18 protein-coding genes are annotated in these 14,810 nt (G+C 67.8%); 8 read left to right on the top strand and 10 right to left on the bottom strand.

Annotated elements, in window-relative coordinates:
* Positions 1-20: 20 nt before the first annotated feature.
* Complete coding sequence (locus ABFX18_RS13685) at positions 21-1,157, bottom strand: ABC transporter substrate-binding protein (RefSeq protein ID WP_200330308.1); 1,137 nt, start codon at positions 1,155-1,157, stop codon at positions 21-23.
* Between the two features lie 179 nt (positions 1,158-1,336).
* The gene (locus ABFX18_RS13680; protein ID WP_200330306.1) at positions 1,337-2,299 is read right to left on the bottom strand and encodes a cation diffusion facilitator family transporter; all 963 of its coding nucleotides are present in this window, start codon (positions 2,297-2,299) and stop codon (positions 1,337-1,339) included.
* A 136-nt stretch (positions 2,300-2,435) separates the two neighbouring features.
* Between ABFX18_RS13680 and proC the strand changes: the two genes are divergently transcribed.
* Positions 2,436-3,299: a pyrroline-5-carboxylate reductase gene (gene proC, locus ABFX18_RS13675; RefSeq protein ID WP_336662728.1), complete on the top strand. Its 864-nt coding sequence runs from the start codon at positions 2,436-2,438 to the stop codon at positions 3,297-3,299.
* Positions 3,300-3,328: 29 nt separating this feature from the next.
* Here the strand turns inward: proC and ABFX18_RS13670 are convergent, their stop codons facing one another.
* The 6 genes from ABFX18_RS13670 to ABFX18_RS13645 form a co-directional block, all read right to left on the bottom strand.
* Positions 3,329-4,162 (bottom strand): hypothetical protein, encoded by an 834-nt coding sequence (locus ABFX18_RS13670; RefSeq protein WP_346058619.1) that lies wholly within the window; start codon positions 4,160-4,162, stop codon positions 3,329-3,331.
* Entirely contained in the window at positions 4,159-5,331 is a 1,173-nt protein-coding gene (locus ABFX18_RS13665; RefSeq protein ID WP_346058618.1) for a hypothetical protein, read from the bottom strand. The genes ABFX18_RS13670 and ABFX18_RS13665 overlap by 4 nt, the downstream gene beginning before the upstream one ends.
* The gene (locus ABFX18_RS13660) at positions 5,328-5,621 is read right to left on the bottom strand and encodes a hypothetical protein (protein WP_346058617.1); all 294 of its coding nucleotides are present in this window, start codon (positions 5,619-5,621) and stop codon (positions 5,328-5,330) included. The genes ABFX18_RS13665 and ABFX18_RS13660 overlap by 4 nt, the downstream gene beginning before the upstream one ends.
* A complete protein-coding gene (locus tag ABFX18_RS13655; RefSeq protein WP_346058616.1) occupies positions 5,618-5,986 on the bottom strand; it encodes an SAV_915 family protein in 369 nt (122 codons plus the stop codon). The genes ABFX18_RS13660 and ABFX18_RS13655 overlap by 4 nt, the downstream gene beginning before the upstream one ends.
* Before the next feature lie 111 nt (positions 5,987-6,097).
* Positions 6,098-6,763 (bottom strand): potassium channel family protein, encoded by a 666-nt coding sequence (locus ABFX18_RS13650; RefSeq protein WP_176698264.1) that lies wholly within the window; start codon positions 6,761-6,763, stop codon positions 6,098-6,100.
* Positions 6,756-8,129, bottom strand: a complete 1,374-nt coding sequence (locus tag ABFX18_RS13645; RefSeq protein ID WP_090147381.1) for a TrkH family potassium uptake protein — start codon at positions 8,127-8,129, stop codon at positions 6,756-6,758. The genes ABFX18_RS13650 and ABFX18_RS13645 overlap by 8 nt, the downstream gene beginning before the upstream one ends.
* A 224-nt stretch (positions 8,130-8,353) precedes the next feature.
* Between ABFX18_RS13645 and ABFX18_RS13640 the strand changes: the two genes are divergently transcribed.
* The 4 genes from ABFX18_RS13640 (at position 8,354) to ABFX18_RS13625 (ending at position 9,784) form a co-directional block, all read left to right on the top strand.
* A complete protein-coding gene (locus tag ABFX18_RS13640) occupies positions 8,354-8,818 on the top strand; it encodes an ArsR/SmtB family transcription factor (RefSeq protein ID WP_346058615.1) in 465 nt (154 codons plus the stop codon).
* Positions 8,819-8,933: 115 nt separating this feature from the next.
* Positions 8,934-9,032 (top strand): 30S ribosomal protein bS22, encoded by a 99-nt coding sequence (locus ABFX18_RS13635; RefSeq protein ID WP_005504750.1) that lies wholly within the window; start codon positions 8,934-8,936, stop codon positions 9,030-9,032.
* Positions 9,033-9,145: 113 nt separating this feature from the next.
* Positions 9,146-9,439 (top strand): glutaredoxin family protein, encoded by a 294-nt coding sequence (locus ABFX18_RS13630; protein ID WP_211649976.1) that lies wholly within the window; start codon positions 9,146-9,148, stop codon positions 9,437-9,439.
* Between the two features lie 42 nt (positions 9,440-9,481).
* Complete coding sequence (locus tag ABFX18_RS13625; protein ID WP_090146438.1) at positions 9,482-9,784, top strand: Dabb family protein; 303 nt, start codon at positions 9,482-9,484, stop codon at positions 9,782-9,784.
* 113 nt (positions 9,785-9,897) lie between these two features.
* Here the strand turns inward: ABFX18_RS13625 and ABFX18_RS13620 are convergent, their stop codons facing one another.
* Together ABFX18_RS13620 and ABFX18_RS13615 are read right to left on the bottom strand one after the other, a co-directional pair.
* Positions 9,898-11,223, bottom strand: a complete 1,326-nt coding sequence (locus ABFX18_RS13620) for a flavin-containing monooxygenase (protein WP_346058614.1) — start codon at positions 11,221-11,223, stop codon at positions 9,898-9,900.
* A gap of 218 nt (positions 11,224-11,441) precedes the next feature.
* Entirely contained in the window at positions 11,442-12,353 is a 912-nt protein-coding gene (locus tag ABFX18_RS13615) for a LysR family transcriptional regulator (RefSeq protein ID WP_200330298.1), read from the bottom strand.
* A 160-nt stretch (positions 12,354-12,513) separates the two neighbouring features.
* On the opposite strand from ABFX18_RS13615, the gene ABFX18_RS13610 reads away from it, so the two are divergent.
* Genes ABFX18_RS13610 through ABFX18_RS13600 form a run of 3 tightly spaced genes read left to right on the top strand, consistent with a single transcriptional unit; the run spans position 12,514 to position 14,762 of the window.
* Entirely contained in the window at positions 12,514-12,936 is a 423-nt protein-coding gene (locus ABFX18_RS13610; RefSeq protein WP_346058613.1) for a RidA family protein, read from the top strand.
* Positions 12,937-12,940: 4 nt separating this feature from the next.
* Positions 12,941-13,618, top strand: a complete 678-nt coding sequence (locus ABFX18_RS13605; protein ID WP_346058612.1) for a DUF1028 domain-containing protein — start codon at positions 12,941-12,943, stop codon at positions 13,616-13,618.
* Positions 13,611-14,762, top strand: coding sequence for a M20 family metallopeptidase (locus tag ABFX18_RS13600; RefSeq protein WP_346058611.1), 1,152 nt, complete (start codon positions 13,611-13,613; stop codon positions 14,760-14,762). The genes ABFX18_RS13605 and ABFX18_RS13600 overlap by 8 nt, the downstream gene beginning before the upstream one ends.
* The last annotated feature ends 48 nt before the right edge of the window (positions 14,763-14,810 follow it).

The raw sequence follows: 14,810 nt of genomic DNA, 5'->3' as shown, positions 1-14,810 counted from the left end.
CCCACCGCACGGATCGGGGACTACTTGATGGCGTCGGCCCAGCGCTCCCCGAGGAGCGTGTTGGCGGCGGCCGTGTCGTCTTCGGTCGGGGTGATCCAGTCGTCGCTGCTCGTGCCGAACGTGGCGGCCTCGAGGAGCGACTCGTCGACGGAACCGGCCTGCTGCAGCGCGTCGGCCCGCACCGGAACCGCATTCGCCTCGAGGTACAGGCTCTGCACCTCGTCGGAGAAGATCCACTCCTGCCACAGCCGGGCGGCAGCGGGGTTGGGGGCGTCCTTGTTGATGGCCTCGTTGTAGAAGGAGACGTACGCTGGCCCTTCGAGCACGGTGGTCTTCCAGCTGGGCTTGTCAGCGGCGGCCGCGATGTTGTTGAACGACCAGTCGAAGACCAGCGGCGTCTCGCCCGAGGCGATGGTCGCCGGCGTCGGGTCGACGGTCAGCAGGTTGCCCGCGTCCCGCAGCTCGGAGACGAAGTCGATGCCGGGGCCGAAGTCGTCGACGCCTCCGCCGTTCAGCGCGGAGATCGAGCCGACGGCGGCGAACGCCGCACCGGCCTGCGTCGGGTCGCCGTTGAGCACGACGGATCCCTGGTACTCCGCATCCAGCAGGTCGTCGAGCGCCTTCGGCTCGGCGAGCGCGTCGGCGTCGTAGCCGATCGACATGATCCCCGAGTAGTTGTTCACCCAGAGGCCGGTCGACTCCTTGTTGCCTGCGGGAATGTCGTCCCAGGTCTCCACCTGATAGGGCGCGAACTTGTCGAGGTTGTCGAGCGCCACCGCGGTGCCGAGGTCGAAGACGTCGGGCGCCGTGTCCTGCCCCTGCAGGTTCTCCGCGGCCTGGATCTCCTCGGCGCTCGATGCATCGGGCGACGCCGAGTTGACGGTGATGCCGTACTTGTCTTCGAAGCCGGTGATGATCTTGCCGTAGTTGGCCCAGGTCTCTGGCAGCGCGATGACGTTGAGCTCGCCCTCCTCCTGCGCCGCGGCCACGAGTGCATCCATGCCGCCGAAGTCTTCGGCGCTGGTGGCGGTGGCTGCGTCGGTCGATGAGCTCGATCCGCCTTCGGCGTTGCTCGCCGTGGAGCAGGCGGCGAGCGAGCCGCCGATGAGGAGGGCGGTGATCACGGCGGCGGAGCGCACAATAGCGCGAGAGGTCACGGGTGTTCCTTCCAACAGATGAGGTTCGGATCGCCGGGAGGCGCGTGCGGACTCGCCCGTGAGGGGCGGCCGATCCGAGACCCCACGCTAGAAGTGCGCGGTGGCCGGGACGGAGCTACGCGGTGGCTGCTGGGTGAACGGTTCGTGCACCCGATGCAGCAGGAGCGCGGATCGGGCGGTCAGTCGCTCGACAGCATGACGATCGAGCTCGTCGACAGTGTGGCGGCATCGGGGTCGAGGTAGACGTCGGGTTCGATGTAGATGACGCGTGCGGCGGGGACGGCCTCGCGCACGCGTCGCTCGGCGAGGTTGATGATGACCGAGACTTCGTTCATGGTCTTCGTCGGGGCGATGTCGACCTTCGCGCCGACCATGAACTCGTCGGGGCCGAGATAGAGGGTCTTCATGTGGATGATGCGAATGATGTCCTGCGACTTGAGGAGCGCCGCCTCGATCTTGGCGACGTCGTCGTCGTTCGCGCCCTCGCCGACCAGCAGGCTCTTGACCTCGATGCCGAGCACGATGGCGACGGCCACGAGCAGCACGCCGATCGCGACGGTTGCGATGCCGTCGAAGAGCCCGTTGCCGGTGAGTACCGTGAGGCCGACGCCGATGAACGCGAACACCAGACCGAGCAGTGCGGCGAGGTCTTCGAGCAGCACGACGGGCAGCTCCGGCGCCTTGGAACGGCGGATGAACTGGAACCAGCTCGAAGTCCCCTTGTGCGGCCGGCTCTCCCGCACCGCGGTGCGCAGCGAGAAGCTCTCGAGCACGATGGCGATGAGGAGCACGGCGAGCGGGAGCCACCACACCTCGAGCGCGTGTGGGTGCTGAATCTTCGACACGCCCTCGTAGACGGAGAAGACGCCGCCGATCGAGAAGAGCACGATCGCGACGACGAAGGCGTAGACGTATCTGACGCGACCGTAGCCGAACGGGTGCTCCTTATCGGCCTTCTGCTGCGCTCGCTTGCCGCCGACGAGCAGCAGTACCTGGTTTCCCGAGTCGGCGAGCGAGTGCACGCCCTCTGCGAGCATCGAGGAGGAGCCCGAGAACGCCCACGCGATGAACTTCGTCACCGCGATTCCCAAGTTGGCGAGTAACGCCGCGATGATCGCCTTGCTGCCGCCTGACGCGCTCATTCCAGATGCCTCCCATGATGGACCTCGAGTGTCCGAATTGCTGGCCCAAGTCTATGCCGGACCCCGCGTCGGGACGGTATGGAAACGGACAAGGTCAGCGTCTCATTCTGTCGGAGGTGCTCCATACACTGGGGGCATGGACGAATCGACAGCTCCCCGTACCACTGCCCGCCTGCCTCGCACCGCGATGATCGGTGTCGGTTCGATGGGAGGCGCGATTCTCGAGGGCCTGCGCGCACCCGACGTCGACATCGAGCGCCCGATCGTCGTGACGACGAAATCCGAGGCGAGCGCGCGGGCCTTCGCCGACGCGAGTGACGTGACGGCGACGTCGTCGGAGCGGGATCCGGACGCCAACCGGCGCGCCGTGCGCGGCGCCGAGCTCGTCGTGCTCGGCGTCAAGCCGTGGATGATGCGCGACGTCGTGCGCGAGATCGCCGCCGACCTGGAACCGGGCGCGGTCGTGGTGAGCGTGGCCGCCGGCGTGCCGAGTTCCGCGATCGAGGCCGAGCTGCCCGAGGGTGTGCCCGTGGTGCGGGCGATGCCGAACACGCCATCGACCGTCGGCCTCGGGGCAACGGGCATTGCTGGCGGCGCCTCGGCCACGTCGGAGCACGTCGCGCTCGTGCAGCGCATGTTCGCCACAGTGGGGGAAGCGCTGGTCGTGCGCGAGGATCAGATCAACGCCGTCGCTGCGGTGTCGGGATCCGGCCCGGCCTATCTGTTCCTCTACGCGGAGGAGATGACGGCGGCAGCGGAACGCGCGGGATTCGACGAGGATCAGGCTCGCGCACTCGTCAAGCAGACGATCGTGGGCGCAGCCCAGCTGTGGGCGCAGAGCGACGAACGCCCCGAGACGCTCCGGCGGAAGGTCACCAGCCCGAAGGGCACGACCGAGCAGGCCGTGCTCGAACTCCAGCGCGGTGGCTGGGCCGACCTCTTCGACCGTGCGCTCGCCGCCAACATCCGTCGCTCAGAGGAGATCGAGCGGGGGGAGTGAGCCGGGGTTCCGGGAGCGGAGACGCCGCGTTACAACGGGTCCTGGCGATGGGTGAGGAAGCAACGGAGCGCCTGCTGAGGGTCGGTGAGCGCGCTGCGGTGCTGGGGGCGGTGCAGGTAGAACTGCAGGATCGCGGCGACCGTCACCGGGTCTGAGCCCATCGCCTGAGCTGCGATGGTGCTCCGTCGGCCGCTGACCTCGACGATCGCGAGGTGCGCCCTGCCCGTGTTCACTGTCTGGATCAACCGGACCTCTTCCCAGCGAGGCTCTCTCAGGGTGATGCTCCGGGCATCCACGTTGGTGAACGTCAGGCCCCGCTCGTCGACCAGCAGACCGGGAGGCATGAATGCGTACTGTACGAGTCGTGCGAGGCCGTATGCGCCGAGCGGAACGAGTGCGAGCGCACCCCAAGCAATCCTCGGGAATTCGAACAGATTGCCACGTTGATCGACGATGAAGAATGCGTACGCGTACACGGCCGTAGCGACGCCTACGCCAAACGCGAACGATGCGACAAGTCCGATGAGGAAGTGCTGCAGGCGTGGAGAGTAGCCTAGCCGCAGGCCGACAGCGCGGGTGAAGTATCGGATGCGGTTCGGCTGCGCGGCAGAACGGTGTTCCGCCCAGAGCAATGCAATCCAGAGTGGCACGAGCGCGAGATAAAACGGTGCCACCGCGTACTGCCAGCTTTTTGGGTCGCCGAGCAGGCACACCGCGAAGTATAGGCCTATTGCGACCAGGAAAACTGCCGAGAAGTACTGGAACGCGCCAAACGTTCCACCGCGGACGATGGCCCGAGCGTCGGTGCCGACCGCGGGGAATCGCAGCAGGCGCGACGGACCCCAGGAGTTGCGGGCGCTCATTGGATCAGCGGAGGGCGAAGATTCGGGTCGAACCTCGCCCGCAGCCCGTATTCGTCGTGCAGGCCGGCATCAATGGCCTCTCGAGTGCGCAAAGGGACCCATGCTCCCCACGTAGCCTTCGAGACTGCGCTTCCGGCAGCGGAGCCACCGTATGCGAACACTACGGGAGCGGCGAGGCCCACCAGAGGTACGGTGCTTGCCGCTCCCCCGATCGCCGCTCCGACCGCTCCGCCGACCGCTCCGCCGACGGCCCCGCCCACGACACCAGCACCGACTTCGCCCGGCGACGCACCGCCCGCGAGCTCAACTGCGGCGCCGATGACGCCCGTCGCGGCGCCTCCGCCGCGCAGCAGCAGCTTGCCCGGTTCGAGGCGAGCGATCTGCTTCTCGACCTCTTCGAGCGCTGTGCGGTTGCCCGCCCGGTCGAACGCATCGACTCGTGCCTGGCGGCGCGGGTCGTTCGAACGGGTGTCCTTCCGGTGCTCGTCGTAGGCTTCCTCGAACGACCTCTGGCGCTCGATGAACTCGTCGAGGTGCGAGCCGACCCGCCGCTCCGCGTCAGTCAGGAGCGTTTCCAGAAGATCGAACCCGTTGAGGTCGAAGTGCTGCAGGATGCAATCGAGCCCGGTGATGCTCTGCAGCTCGCCGATGAGCGGAACGATGTTCTCGGCGATCCACGCAGATGTGTCGTCGAACCAGAGCGCGACGAGCCCGCGGATTTCGAGGAACATCTCGATCAGGTCGGCGTACGCTCTCGCCGACTCCGGGTCGGGCGTCAGGCACTCGCCGGTGGGCGCGAACTCCACCGGCGACTCGGGCGGCGTGATGAATCGTTCGGCGACCACGGTGATGCCGGCGGCCGCGGCGCGATCCGCATAATCTGCGAAGGTCGACCTCCCTCGAGAGATGTGTTCCGCGAACGCCGAGAACACGTCTGCGGCTTCGCGAGCATACGCCGAGATCGGCTCGCAGGCGAACCGGAGCTTCGTCGTCGCAGTGTGAAAACTCAGCACTGCCGCGCCCTGCCACGAGTACTGGATGTCGCTCTCCAGTCTCGACAACCCCACGGTCAGTTCGTCGACGCCCGCCGCCGCCGAGGTCATCCAGTCGACGACGCCCCAGATGGAGCGCGTGTCGCCGGGAATGTGCAGATCGATCGCCGGCATCATGAGAACGACAGGCCTTCCATCTTCGTGAAGACCTCCGCGGCGTCCGCGTCGCCCGCGAGCAGATCGTCGACGGCTGCGATGCCGAAGTCGAGGAGGCCCGTGAGTGCGATCTGCGCTTTCTCGGCGAGTTCGTGGATCGCCACCACGATGACGCCGACGTCGGCGGACGCCTCGCCCGCATCCGCAGCCGCTGGCACCGCCGAGAGCGCCGCGCGGAAATCCTCGCTCCGACGCTCCATCTTCGCGAAGAGCGACACCACCGCGTCTCTGTCGATCGACAGGCTCGTCATGACAGGCGCCCTCCCTCGAGCAGTTCGATCGGGATGGCGGGGTCGAACGCGACGAGGTCGAACGGCTGCTCGGCCTGCAGCGCATCGAGCGCGACGACCTCGACGACGGCCCACGCCTGCGACGGGCCGCAGGAGTTGACGAGTCGATCGAGCGCGGTGAACGCGAGGAGGGCGACGCGCTCGTCGGTGGTGCGCAGCCGCTCGGCGACCCGCGAGCCATCGGGCAGCAGTCGCACGGGGAGGTACAGCAGCGGCGGGACGACGCGCTGCGGATCGCGCGGTCGTGTGTTCGCGGCGGCTGCGCGCTCAGCTCTCGCTCGGGTACCGCGCAGGCCGCGGGTATCGTGCAGGGGGTCGTCGAGCATTGCGCACTCCGTGGTTCAGTAGGAAAACCACCCCCCCGGGGGAGAACGTACCCCGTTAGCCGCTTGAGTGCCAACACGCCTGGCGCAGCGGTGCGAGCGGCGCCCGCAGCCCTACCCGATCGCGGCGAAACGCTCCACGTCTGCGGCGGTGCCGCTCACGATGATCAGGTCGTGACGCGAGACGATCGTGTCCTGCGTCGCGTGGGTGAAGGGCTGCCCCGGCGTCTTCACGCCGACGACGGTGACGCGATAGCGCGTGCGCACGCCGCTGTCGCTGAGGGAGCGATTGCGGATGGACCGCGGCGGGTACATCTTCGCGATGACGTAGTTGTCGTCGAACTGGATGAAGTCGAGCATGCTGCCGCTCAACAAGTGCGCGACCCGCTCGCCGGCCTCGCGCTCGGGGTAGATGACGTGGTGCACGCCGATGCGCTCCAGGATCTTGCCGTGCGACAGCGAGATCGCCTTCGCCCAGATCTGCGGGACGCCGAGGTCGACGAGGTTCGCCGCGATCAGCACGCTCGACTCGATCGAAGCGCCCGTGGCGACGACCGCGATCTGGAACTCGTCCGCGCCGATCTGCCTGAGCGCCTCCATGGAGCGGGCGTCGGCCTGCACCGCGTGGGTGACGCGGTCGGCCCACTTCTGCACCAGGCCGGGGTCGGTGTCGACGACCAGCACTTCGCGATCCTGACGATCGAGCTGCCCGGCGGTGGCAGCGCCGAAGCGCCCGAGACCGATGACGATCACCGGGGCATCACTGCGAATATCAACCAACGATCGGCCTTTCTTCGGGGAGGCGGAACATGCGTGAGCGGCTCGTCGCTGCGACAGCCGCCGCCAGCGTAACGGTTCCCACGCGGCCTGCCCACATGGTAGCGGCAAGAATATACTTGCCCGGGTCATCGATCTCACTGGAGAGGCCCGTCGAGAGGCCGCAGGTGCCGAACGCCGAGATCACCTCGAACAGCACGATGTCGAGCGGTTCTCGAGTGAGGTGCATGATCGCGACGGAGGCCGCGAGCACGATGGTCGCGCCCCAGATGAGCACGGAGACGGCCACGCGCAGCACTTCGTTGGGGATGCGCCGATCGAAGGCCTGCATGTCCTTGTACCCGCGCGCTTCGGCATAGGCCGCGAGGAACAGTACGGCGATCGTCGTGACCTTGATGCCGCCGGCCGTGGAGGCAGATCCGCCTCCGACGAACATCAGCATGTCCATCACCAGCAGCGTCGACCCGTTCATGTCGGACGGGTCCATGACTCCGAGCCCGCCTGAGCGCGTCATCACCGACATGTAGACCGAGCTGAAGAGCGTGTCGCCGAGCCCCTGCGAGCCCAGGGTGCGGGTGTTGTTGAATTCGAGCCCCGCGATCGCGATCCACCCGAAGACGACGAACAGGAGCGTCGTCGTCAGCGTGAGCTTCGCATGCAGCCCGAGCCGCTTGTGCGCCCGCCAGCCCCCGCCCACCACATAGCGGTAGAGGGCGAAGATGACGGGGAAGCCGATGCTGCCGAGAAAAACGCCGACGGCGAGAACGCTGAGGAGATAGGTATCGGTCGCGAACGGTTCGAGACCGCCTGGAAGCGGCACGAACCCCGTGTTCGTGAAAGCGGATGCGGCGAGGTAGAACCCGTTCCACAACGCATGCCAGAAGGTGTACCCCTCTGCGATGAGGCGCGGGGTGATGAACGCGGTGAGCGCGAGCTCGATCACGACGAGACTCGTCGCGACCGCGGCCAGGAGGCCGCCGATCTCGCCGAGGCCGACGGCCTGGCTCTCGGACACGTCCCGCCCCATGCGCATCGGGTTCGTGTCTCCGGCGGCCAGCAGGCGCGAGCGCAGCCCCAACCGACGAGTGACGGTGAGGCCGAGGATGCTCGCCAGCGTGAGGACGCCGATGCCGCCGATCTGCAGGCCGCCGAGGATGAGCAGCTCGCCGAAGAGCGACCAGTGCGTCGCCATATCCACGGTGGAGAGCCCGGTGACGCAGATAGCCGATACCGCGGTGAAGAGGGCGTCGGCGAGCGGGGTCACCTCGCGCGTGCTGCTCGCGATCGGAAGCGAGAGGAGCGCCGTCCAGACCAGGATCAACCCGGTGAACACCAGAAGCGCCACACGTGCAGGCGATGAATGGATCAGGCTTCCGATCCACGACTTCAGCGAGAGCGCTCCGGTGAACCGGGCGCTCGCAGCGCGTGTCCTCACGACTCCTGCTTTCGGGGCGATGGTGAGAGTCGAAGCATGACGCGGCCTCGACTCGATGCTGTCATGGTACACATCCCGGAGTCCTCATGAGCGCGACACGTGCGCATGGCGCTCGCCGGCCGGGACAGATCCGGGCTCCTCCCACTACTCTGGTGCCTATGCCAGATATCTTCGGAGTCATCGCCGACGCGACCCGGCGCGACATTCTGCAGGCGCTGCTCGAGAGGCATGTGCAGCAGGCCGAGATGAGCGTGTCTGAAATCGTGGGCAGGCTCGAGATCAGTCAGCCCACCGTGTCGAAGCATCTCAAAGTGCTGCGCGAGGCCGAACTCGTGGTCGTGCGCGAAGAAGGGCAGCACCGGTTCTACTCGCTCGACCCCGAGCCGCTCGAGATGGTGGAGGACTTCGTGATCCCCTTCCTCTCGGCAGGGTTCGAGACGGAAGTGACGGTGGAGTACCTGTCGGAGAGCGGTGAGCGCGTGCACGGGCCCGGTGAGCACGATGAGTTCGACGAGGTGCTGCCCGAAGAGGCGACCGCGGCAGCAGAGCGGATCGGCCGGGCTGCGGCGCGTGCAGAGCACCGGGTGAAAGAACTCGTCGCGCGATTCAAACTGCGCGGCTGAGCGGCTCGAGGCGGCCGCTCGCACCGCTCGGTTCGCATCTGCGGCCGACGCCAGGTAAGATCTATGTTTTATGGGCCCCGACTCCCAGCGGCCCGAGAGACGTTGTGAGGTTAATGTGGGTTCAGTAATCAAGAAGCGTCGTAAGCGCATGTCAAAGAAGAAGCACCGCAAGCTGCTTCGCAAGACGCGTCACCAGCGTCGCAACAAGAAGTAGTCGACGCCGTCAGAAGACGGCCGATCGATGAAAGGCGCCGCCCATCCCGGGTCGGCGCCTTTCTCGTGCCCGGAATGTCAGACCGTTCTGGGTGCGCGTAGACTCGACGCATCATGTCTGCCGTACGCCTGACCCTCATCGGCAAGCCGGGCTGTCACCTGTGCGACGACGCTCGATTGGTCGTCGAGGAGGTGCGCGAGCGGCTCGATGCAGCCGGCGTCGCGACGACGCTCGACGAGCACGACATCACTCGTGACGCGGCCCTCGCCGAGCTGCACGCCGAGCACATCCCGGTGGTGCAGATCGACGGGCGACGTCACGCGATCTGGCGCGTCGATCCGGATCGCCTCGCCGCCGCCGTGACGAAGGCCGCCCGCAATCCGCTGCGTGCGCTGCGTCGCCGATAGCCCCGTATCCCCGACCGTACGTTCGCAACCCGAGGAGTCCCCATGGCACTGCGCCACATCGTCAGCTGGAAGTTCGCCGGAGAGACCCGGGAGGAGCGCGACGCGCACGCGGCTCGGGCCATCGCCGCCATCGAGCCGCTCCGAGATCTCGTGCCCTCGGTGCGCGCGCTCTCCGTGCATCGCAATGAGCTGTTCGACGGAGCGAACTACGACGTGACGCTCATCGCCGACTTCGACGATGAGGCGGGGCTCGCCGAGTACGCGTCGCACCCCGAGCACCTGCCGGTGATCGACCTGGTGAAGGGCATCGCCACCGCCAGGGCCGCCAGCGACTTCACGATCTGAGCGTCGGCCGCCACGTCCGCGTGCGTCCGCCGACGCCCGGTCGTCGAGCCGACGCCCGGTCCTCGAGCCGACGCCGTGTCGGAGCGCCGAGACCCGGTCGGAGTGCCGAGGCTCTATCCTGCGTACGAGATCTCGGGAGGGGCCGGGTGCGCGGGCAGGGAGTCGGCATCGGCCGGGTACGCGTCTCCCTCGTACGCGACGTAGCCGCGCTGAATCTCGATCTGGTCGGCCAGGTACTTCGCGTCGTGCCAGACGCCCCAGATGAAGCTCGACCCGCGGCGCGACTGCCACGGTATGCCGAGGAAGTAGACGCCGGGCTCGACGGACACCCCGCGCTGCTGCACCGGTCGACCGCGTTCGTCGAACGCATCGACCTCGAGCCAGGAGTAGTCGACGGTGAAGCCGGTCGCCCACACGATCGAGGTGATCCCCGCAGCGGCGAGGTCGAGTTCGAGAATGGGATTCGCGACGCACTCCGGAGTGGGCCCGAACGCACGCGCCTCAGGCTCCTCCGGCAGGTCGAGTCCGTTGCGCTCGATGTACGCGTCCGCCTCGTCGAGCAGCGACAGGTAGTTGTCGTCGCCGCGCGCGATGTTCGCGGCGAGATCGGTGCCGAAGCGCAGCACGCCGTCTGAGAAGGCGTTCGCGCGGCCGACGAGCGTGATCCCCGAATCGGCGAGCTCGCGGAAGTCGATCGTGCGGCCACCGTTCGCTCCGCTCACCGCGATCGTCACGTGCTCGGCGCCCTGCGGCGGTGCCGAGGCCTCCCACTTGCCGAGCACGCCCAGCCACCAGACGAAGTTGCGGCCGCGGTAGCGCTGAGGAGGACGGTCGTGGGGGCCAACGGCGAGTACGACGTCGCGGCCGGATCGCCGCAGTTCGTCGGCGATCTGCACTCCGGAGGAACCGGCGCCGACGACGAGCACACCGCCGTCCGGCAGCTGCTCCGGGTTGCGGTATCCGCTCGAATGGATCTGATGCACGCCCGCATCGCTTGGCACGAACGGCGGGATGGACGGATTCTGGAATGCGCCGGTCGCCGCGACGACGTAGCGCGCCCGGATCGGACCGGCCGATGTCTCGGCGATGAAGCCGGGCGCCCCTGAGGCTTTGCGGACGCTCGTCACGTTCACGCCGGTGCGGATCGGCAGCTCGAAGCGCTCCGCGTACTCCTCGAAGTACGCGGCCACGCGCTCCTTCGGTGCGAACGCGTCGGGATCGACGCCGGTGAACTCCAGGCCGGGGAAACGGTCGTGCCAGGCGGGGCCGTTGGCGACGAGCGAGTCCCAGCGCTCTGAGCGCCAGCGTTCGGCGATGCGACGCCGTTCGAGCACGATGTGCGCGATGCCCCGCTGGGACAGGTGTTCACTCATGGCTACTCCGGCCTGGCCGGCGCCGACGACGAGGACTTCGGTGGCCTCGATTTGCTGGCTCGTCATACGTTACTTCTCCACTCGCATCGCTTCGCTGCTGACGCGTTTCGGGCGCAACGCCCCGAGACGCTCCGGGCGAGATCCCTGCCCGGGTGCTTCTCAGACAACCTCACGAGACGAGTATCTGGCCAATACACGTTCGCGGTGCACTCGATCACTGCAGTAGATCGATCTCAGGGAGAGCATCGGATTTGGGGATGCCCCGGTCGCGGGACGAGGGAGGCTCAGTTGGGCGAGAACAGGGCGCCGATCGCCTCCTCGACGGCGCGCGCGCGGCTCGATCGCCGCACCTGCGCGAGCGACGACACCTCCATCGTGAGCCCCGCGGCGTCGTCCGATATCTCGACGGCGGCGATCTCGGCCCCGGCGTACGTCTGCGCGGTGCGCGGGCGCTGGTTGAGGATGGAGAAGCCGAGGCCCATGGCCACCATCGAGCGAACGGTCTCGTAGCTCGTGCTCCGGTATCTGAGGTTCGGGGAGATGCCAGCATCGGTGAGAATCCGCACGAAGTAGTCGCTGCTGCTCGGCAGATCGAGCAGCACGAACGGCTCGTCGGCGAGTTCCGCGAGTGCGATCCGTTCCCGCTGCGCGAGCGGATGGGAGCGTGCGAGGATCACGTGCGGCCGGAACTCCGCGACGAGGGTGTTCTCGATGCCGTCCCCGCTCGGGAGGTCGTAGGTGACGGCGAGCTCGGCCCTCCCGTCGCGGAGCGCCGCCAGGCACTCCGAGTGATCGCCCTCCAAGACGGTGACGTCGAGCCCCGGGTGCGTCTCGCGCACCGAGCTGAGCAGGCGCGGAAGCACGAACGGCGCGAGCGTCTTGAAGCAGGCGATGGTGATGGAGCCGTGCACCTCGCGCTGGTCGGAGCGGATCGAATCGATCGTGTCGTTGAGGGTGCCGAACAGGTGGTGCGCGTCGCGCAGCAGCGTCTCGCCGGCCGTCGTGAGGATGAGCCCCTTCGAGTGCTGACGGATGAACAGCGAGGCGCCGAGGGAGCGCTCGAGCTGCGTGATCGCCGTCGAGACCGCCGATTGCGCGACATGCAGCTCGGCACTGGCCGCCGTCATGTTGAGGGTCTTCGCGCACTCGGCGAAATAGACGAGTTGCGTGAGGGTGATCGGGAACCGTTGCACCATGTCGGGCCTCCTTGCTCGAACGAACGAAGCGTTCTCGCCGCCGCAGTCGATCTGATGAATAGATATGGTGAGTAACTTTTAGCTATTTTACAGATACCGGAATCGCTCGAAGAATGGGGGAAAGCCGGGCGTGAGAGCGCCACTCGACGAGGAGGATCCTGTGACGGAAACGACGCACGTGCGCCTGCGCAAGTTCAACACCAAAGAGACGTACCCCGAGCAGAATCTCGACAACGATCTCTGCCAGGCCGTCGTCGCGGGCGGGGTGGTCTACCTGCGCGGGCAGATCGGTCAGGATCTCGACACCCGGGAATCGGTCGGCATCGGCGATGTCGTCGCGCAGACCGAGCAGGCGATGTCGAACATCAAGATGCTGCTCGACGAAGCGGGGAGCCGCCTCGAAGACATTGTGAAGGTCACCATCTACATCATCGATCCGCGATACCGCGAAGAAGTGTACCGCACCGTCGGCAGGTGGCTGACAGGCGTCTACCCCGTCTCGACGGGCATCGTCGTGCAAGCGCTCGCGCGCCCGGAGTGGCTCGTCGAGATCGACGCGACCGCCGTGCTCAGCGAGCGGTGAGCGCATGACCTTCTCACTGCTGCTGCGCGATCCCGAGTCGGGAGAATTCGGATCGGCCATCTCGTCGTCGTCCCCAGCCGTGGCGGCCCGGTGCGTGAACCTCGCCGACGGCATCGGCGGTGCGCACTCGCAGAACGTCACCGACCCGCGGCTCGGGCACCGGATCATCGAGCAGCTCCGCGCGGAGGCGACGGCCGCTGAGGCGCTCTCGGCGGTCGTCTCCTCCACCGACCAGACCTCGATCGCATACCGCCAGCTGCTCGTGCTCGACGCCGACGGCAGAACCGCCGTCCACTCGGGGGAGCGGGCGCTCGGAATCTTCGGGGCGACGGAGCGCGAGAACGCCGTCGCGGGCGGCAACATGCTGGCGAGCCTCGACGTGCTCGATGCGCTGGTCGAGACGGCGCTGACATCGCACGGCTCGATCGAAGAGCGGCTGCTCGCAGCGCTCCAGGCGGCGATCGCCGCAGGCGGCGAGGCCGGGCCCGTGCACTCCGCCGGGATCTCCGTCGTCGCGAATGCAGGTTGGCGGGTCACGGATCTCCGGGTGGACTGGTCCGACGACCCGATCACCGAGCTCGGGCGCGCGCTCGACGAGTGGTTGCCGCAGCGCGACGCGTACGTGAACCGCGGGCTGGACCCGGCAGCCGCACCGTCGTACGGGGTGCCCGGCGATGAGTGACGCGCTGAAGCAGCGGATCGTCGCGCAGCGGGAGCGCATCGACGACGATCTCGTCGCACTCTCGAACCGTCTGCACGGCGACCCCGAACTCGGATGGCAGGAGCACCGCTCGTCGGCAGCGGTCGCCGCGGTGCTCGCGTCTCACGGATTCGCGGTCGAGCAGCCGTATCTCGGCCTGGAGACCGCGTTCCGAGCGACGCTCGGCGATCCGGAGTCCGCCGGGTTCACCGTCGGCTTCCTCGCCGAGTACGATGCGCTTCCGGGGCTCGGGCACGCCTGCGGGCACAATCTGATCGCCGCGATGTCGGCGGGTGGCGCGATCGCGCTGGCAGCGGTCGCCGATGAGCTCGGGATCGCCGTCGAGGTGATCGGCACGCCGGCCGAGGAGGGCGGGGGTGGCAAGATCGAGCTGCTGGAGCGCGGGGCGTTCACCGAGCTCGACCTCGCACTCATGGCGCACCCGGCACCCGTCGATGTCGCCGAGGCGCGTCCGTTCGCCGTCGCGCACTGGCACGTGCAGTTCGACGGCGTCGCGGCGCACGCCGCCGCGTATCCCGAGCGCGGGGTGAACGCGAACGACGCGTTCATCATCGCCCAGACCGCGATCGCACTCCTGCGTCAGCAACTCCCCTCCGGCGTGCGCGTGCACGGGGTGCAGACGCGCGGAGGCGAAGCGCCGAACGCGATTCCCGAACGCACGGAGGGGCGCTGGTACGTGCGCGCCGAGACGATGGAACAGCTGCTCGCACTCGAATCGCGGGTGCTGCGGTGCTTCGAGGCGGGCGCGCTCGCCTCCGGCGCGAAGCTGACCGTCACCTCAGAGAGCAAGCGATACGCCGAGATGCGCACCGATGCGGAGGCGCTCGCCGTCTACCGAGCCAATGCCGTCGCACTCGGCCGCGACTTCGACGTCCCGCCCGAGGCGGCCACGATGAATCGCGCCTCCACGGACATGGGCAATGTCTCAGCCGTCGTCGACGCCATCCACCCCTACATCGGAGTCGGCGGGGAGGCGTCCAACCACCAGCCGGCCTTCGCCGACGCGTGCGTCGGGCCGATCGCCGAGCAGACCCTCCGCGACGGCGCCACCGCGCTGGCGTGGACGGCCCTCGACGTCGCCCGTACGCGCGGGCATTCCGCGTAGGCCGCAGCCCGACCGGCACCCCCGCGAGCGCTGAATGCCCGCGAACCG

Origin of the sequence: Leucobacter alluvii (assembly GCF_039530485.1) — a bacterium.
In the GTDB taxonomy this organism is placed as follows: domain Bacteria; phylum Actinomycetota; class Actinomycetes; order Actinomycetales; family Microbacteriaceae; genus Leucobacter; species Leucobacter alluvii.
Note: the sequence above shows the minus strand (reverse complement) of the source record. Positions and strands in the feature narration are given on the sequence as shown.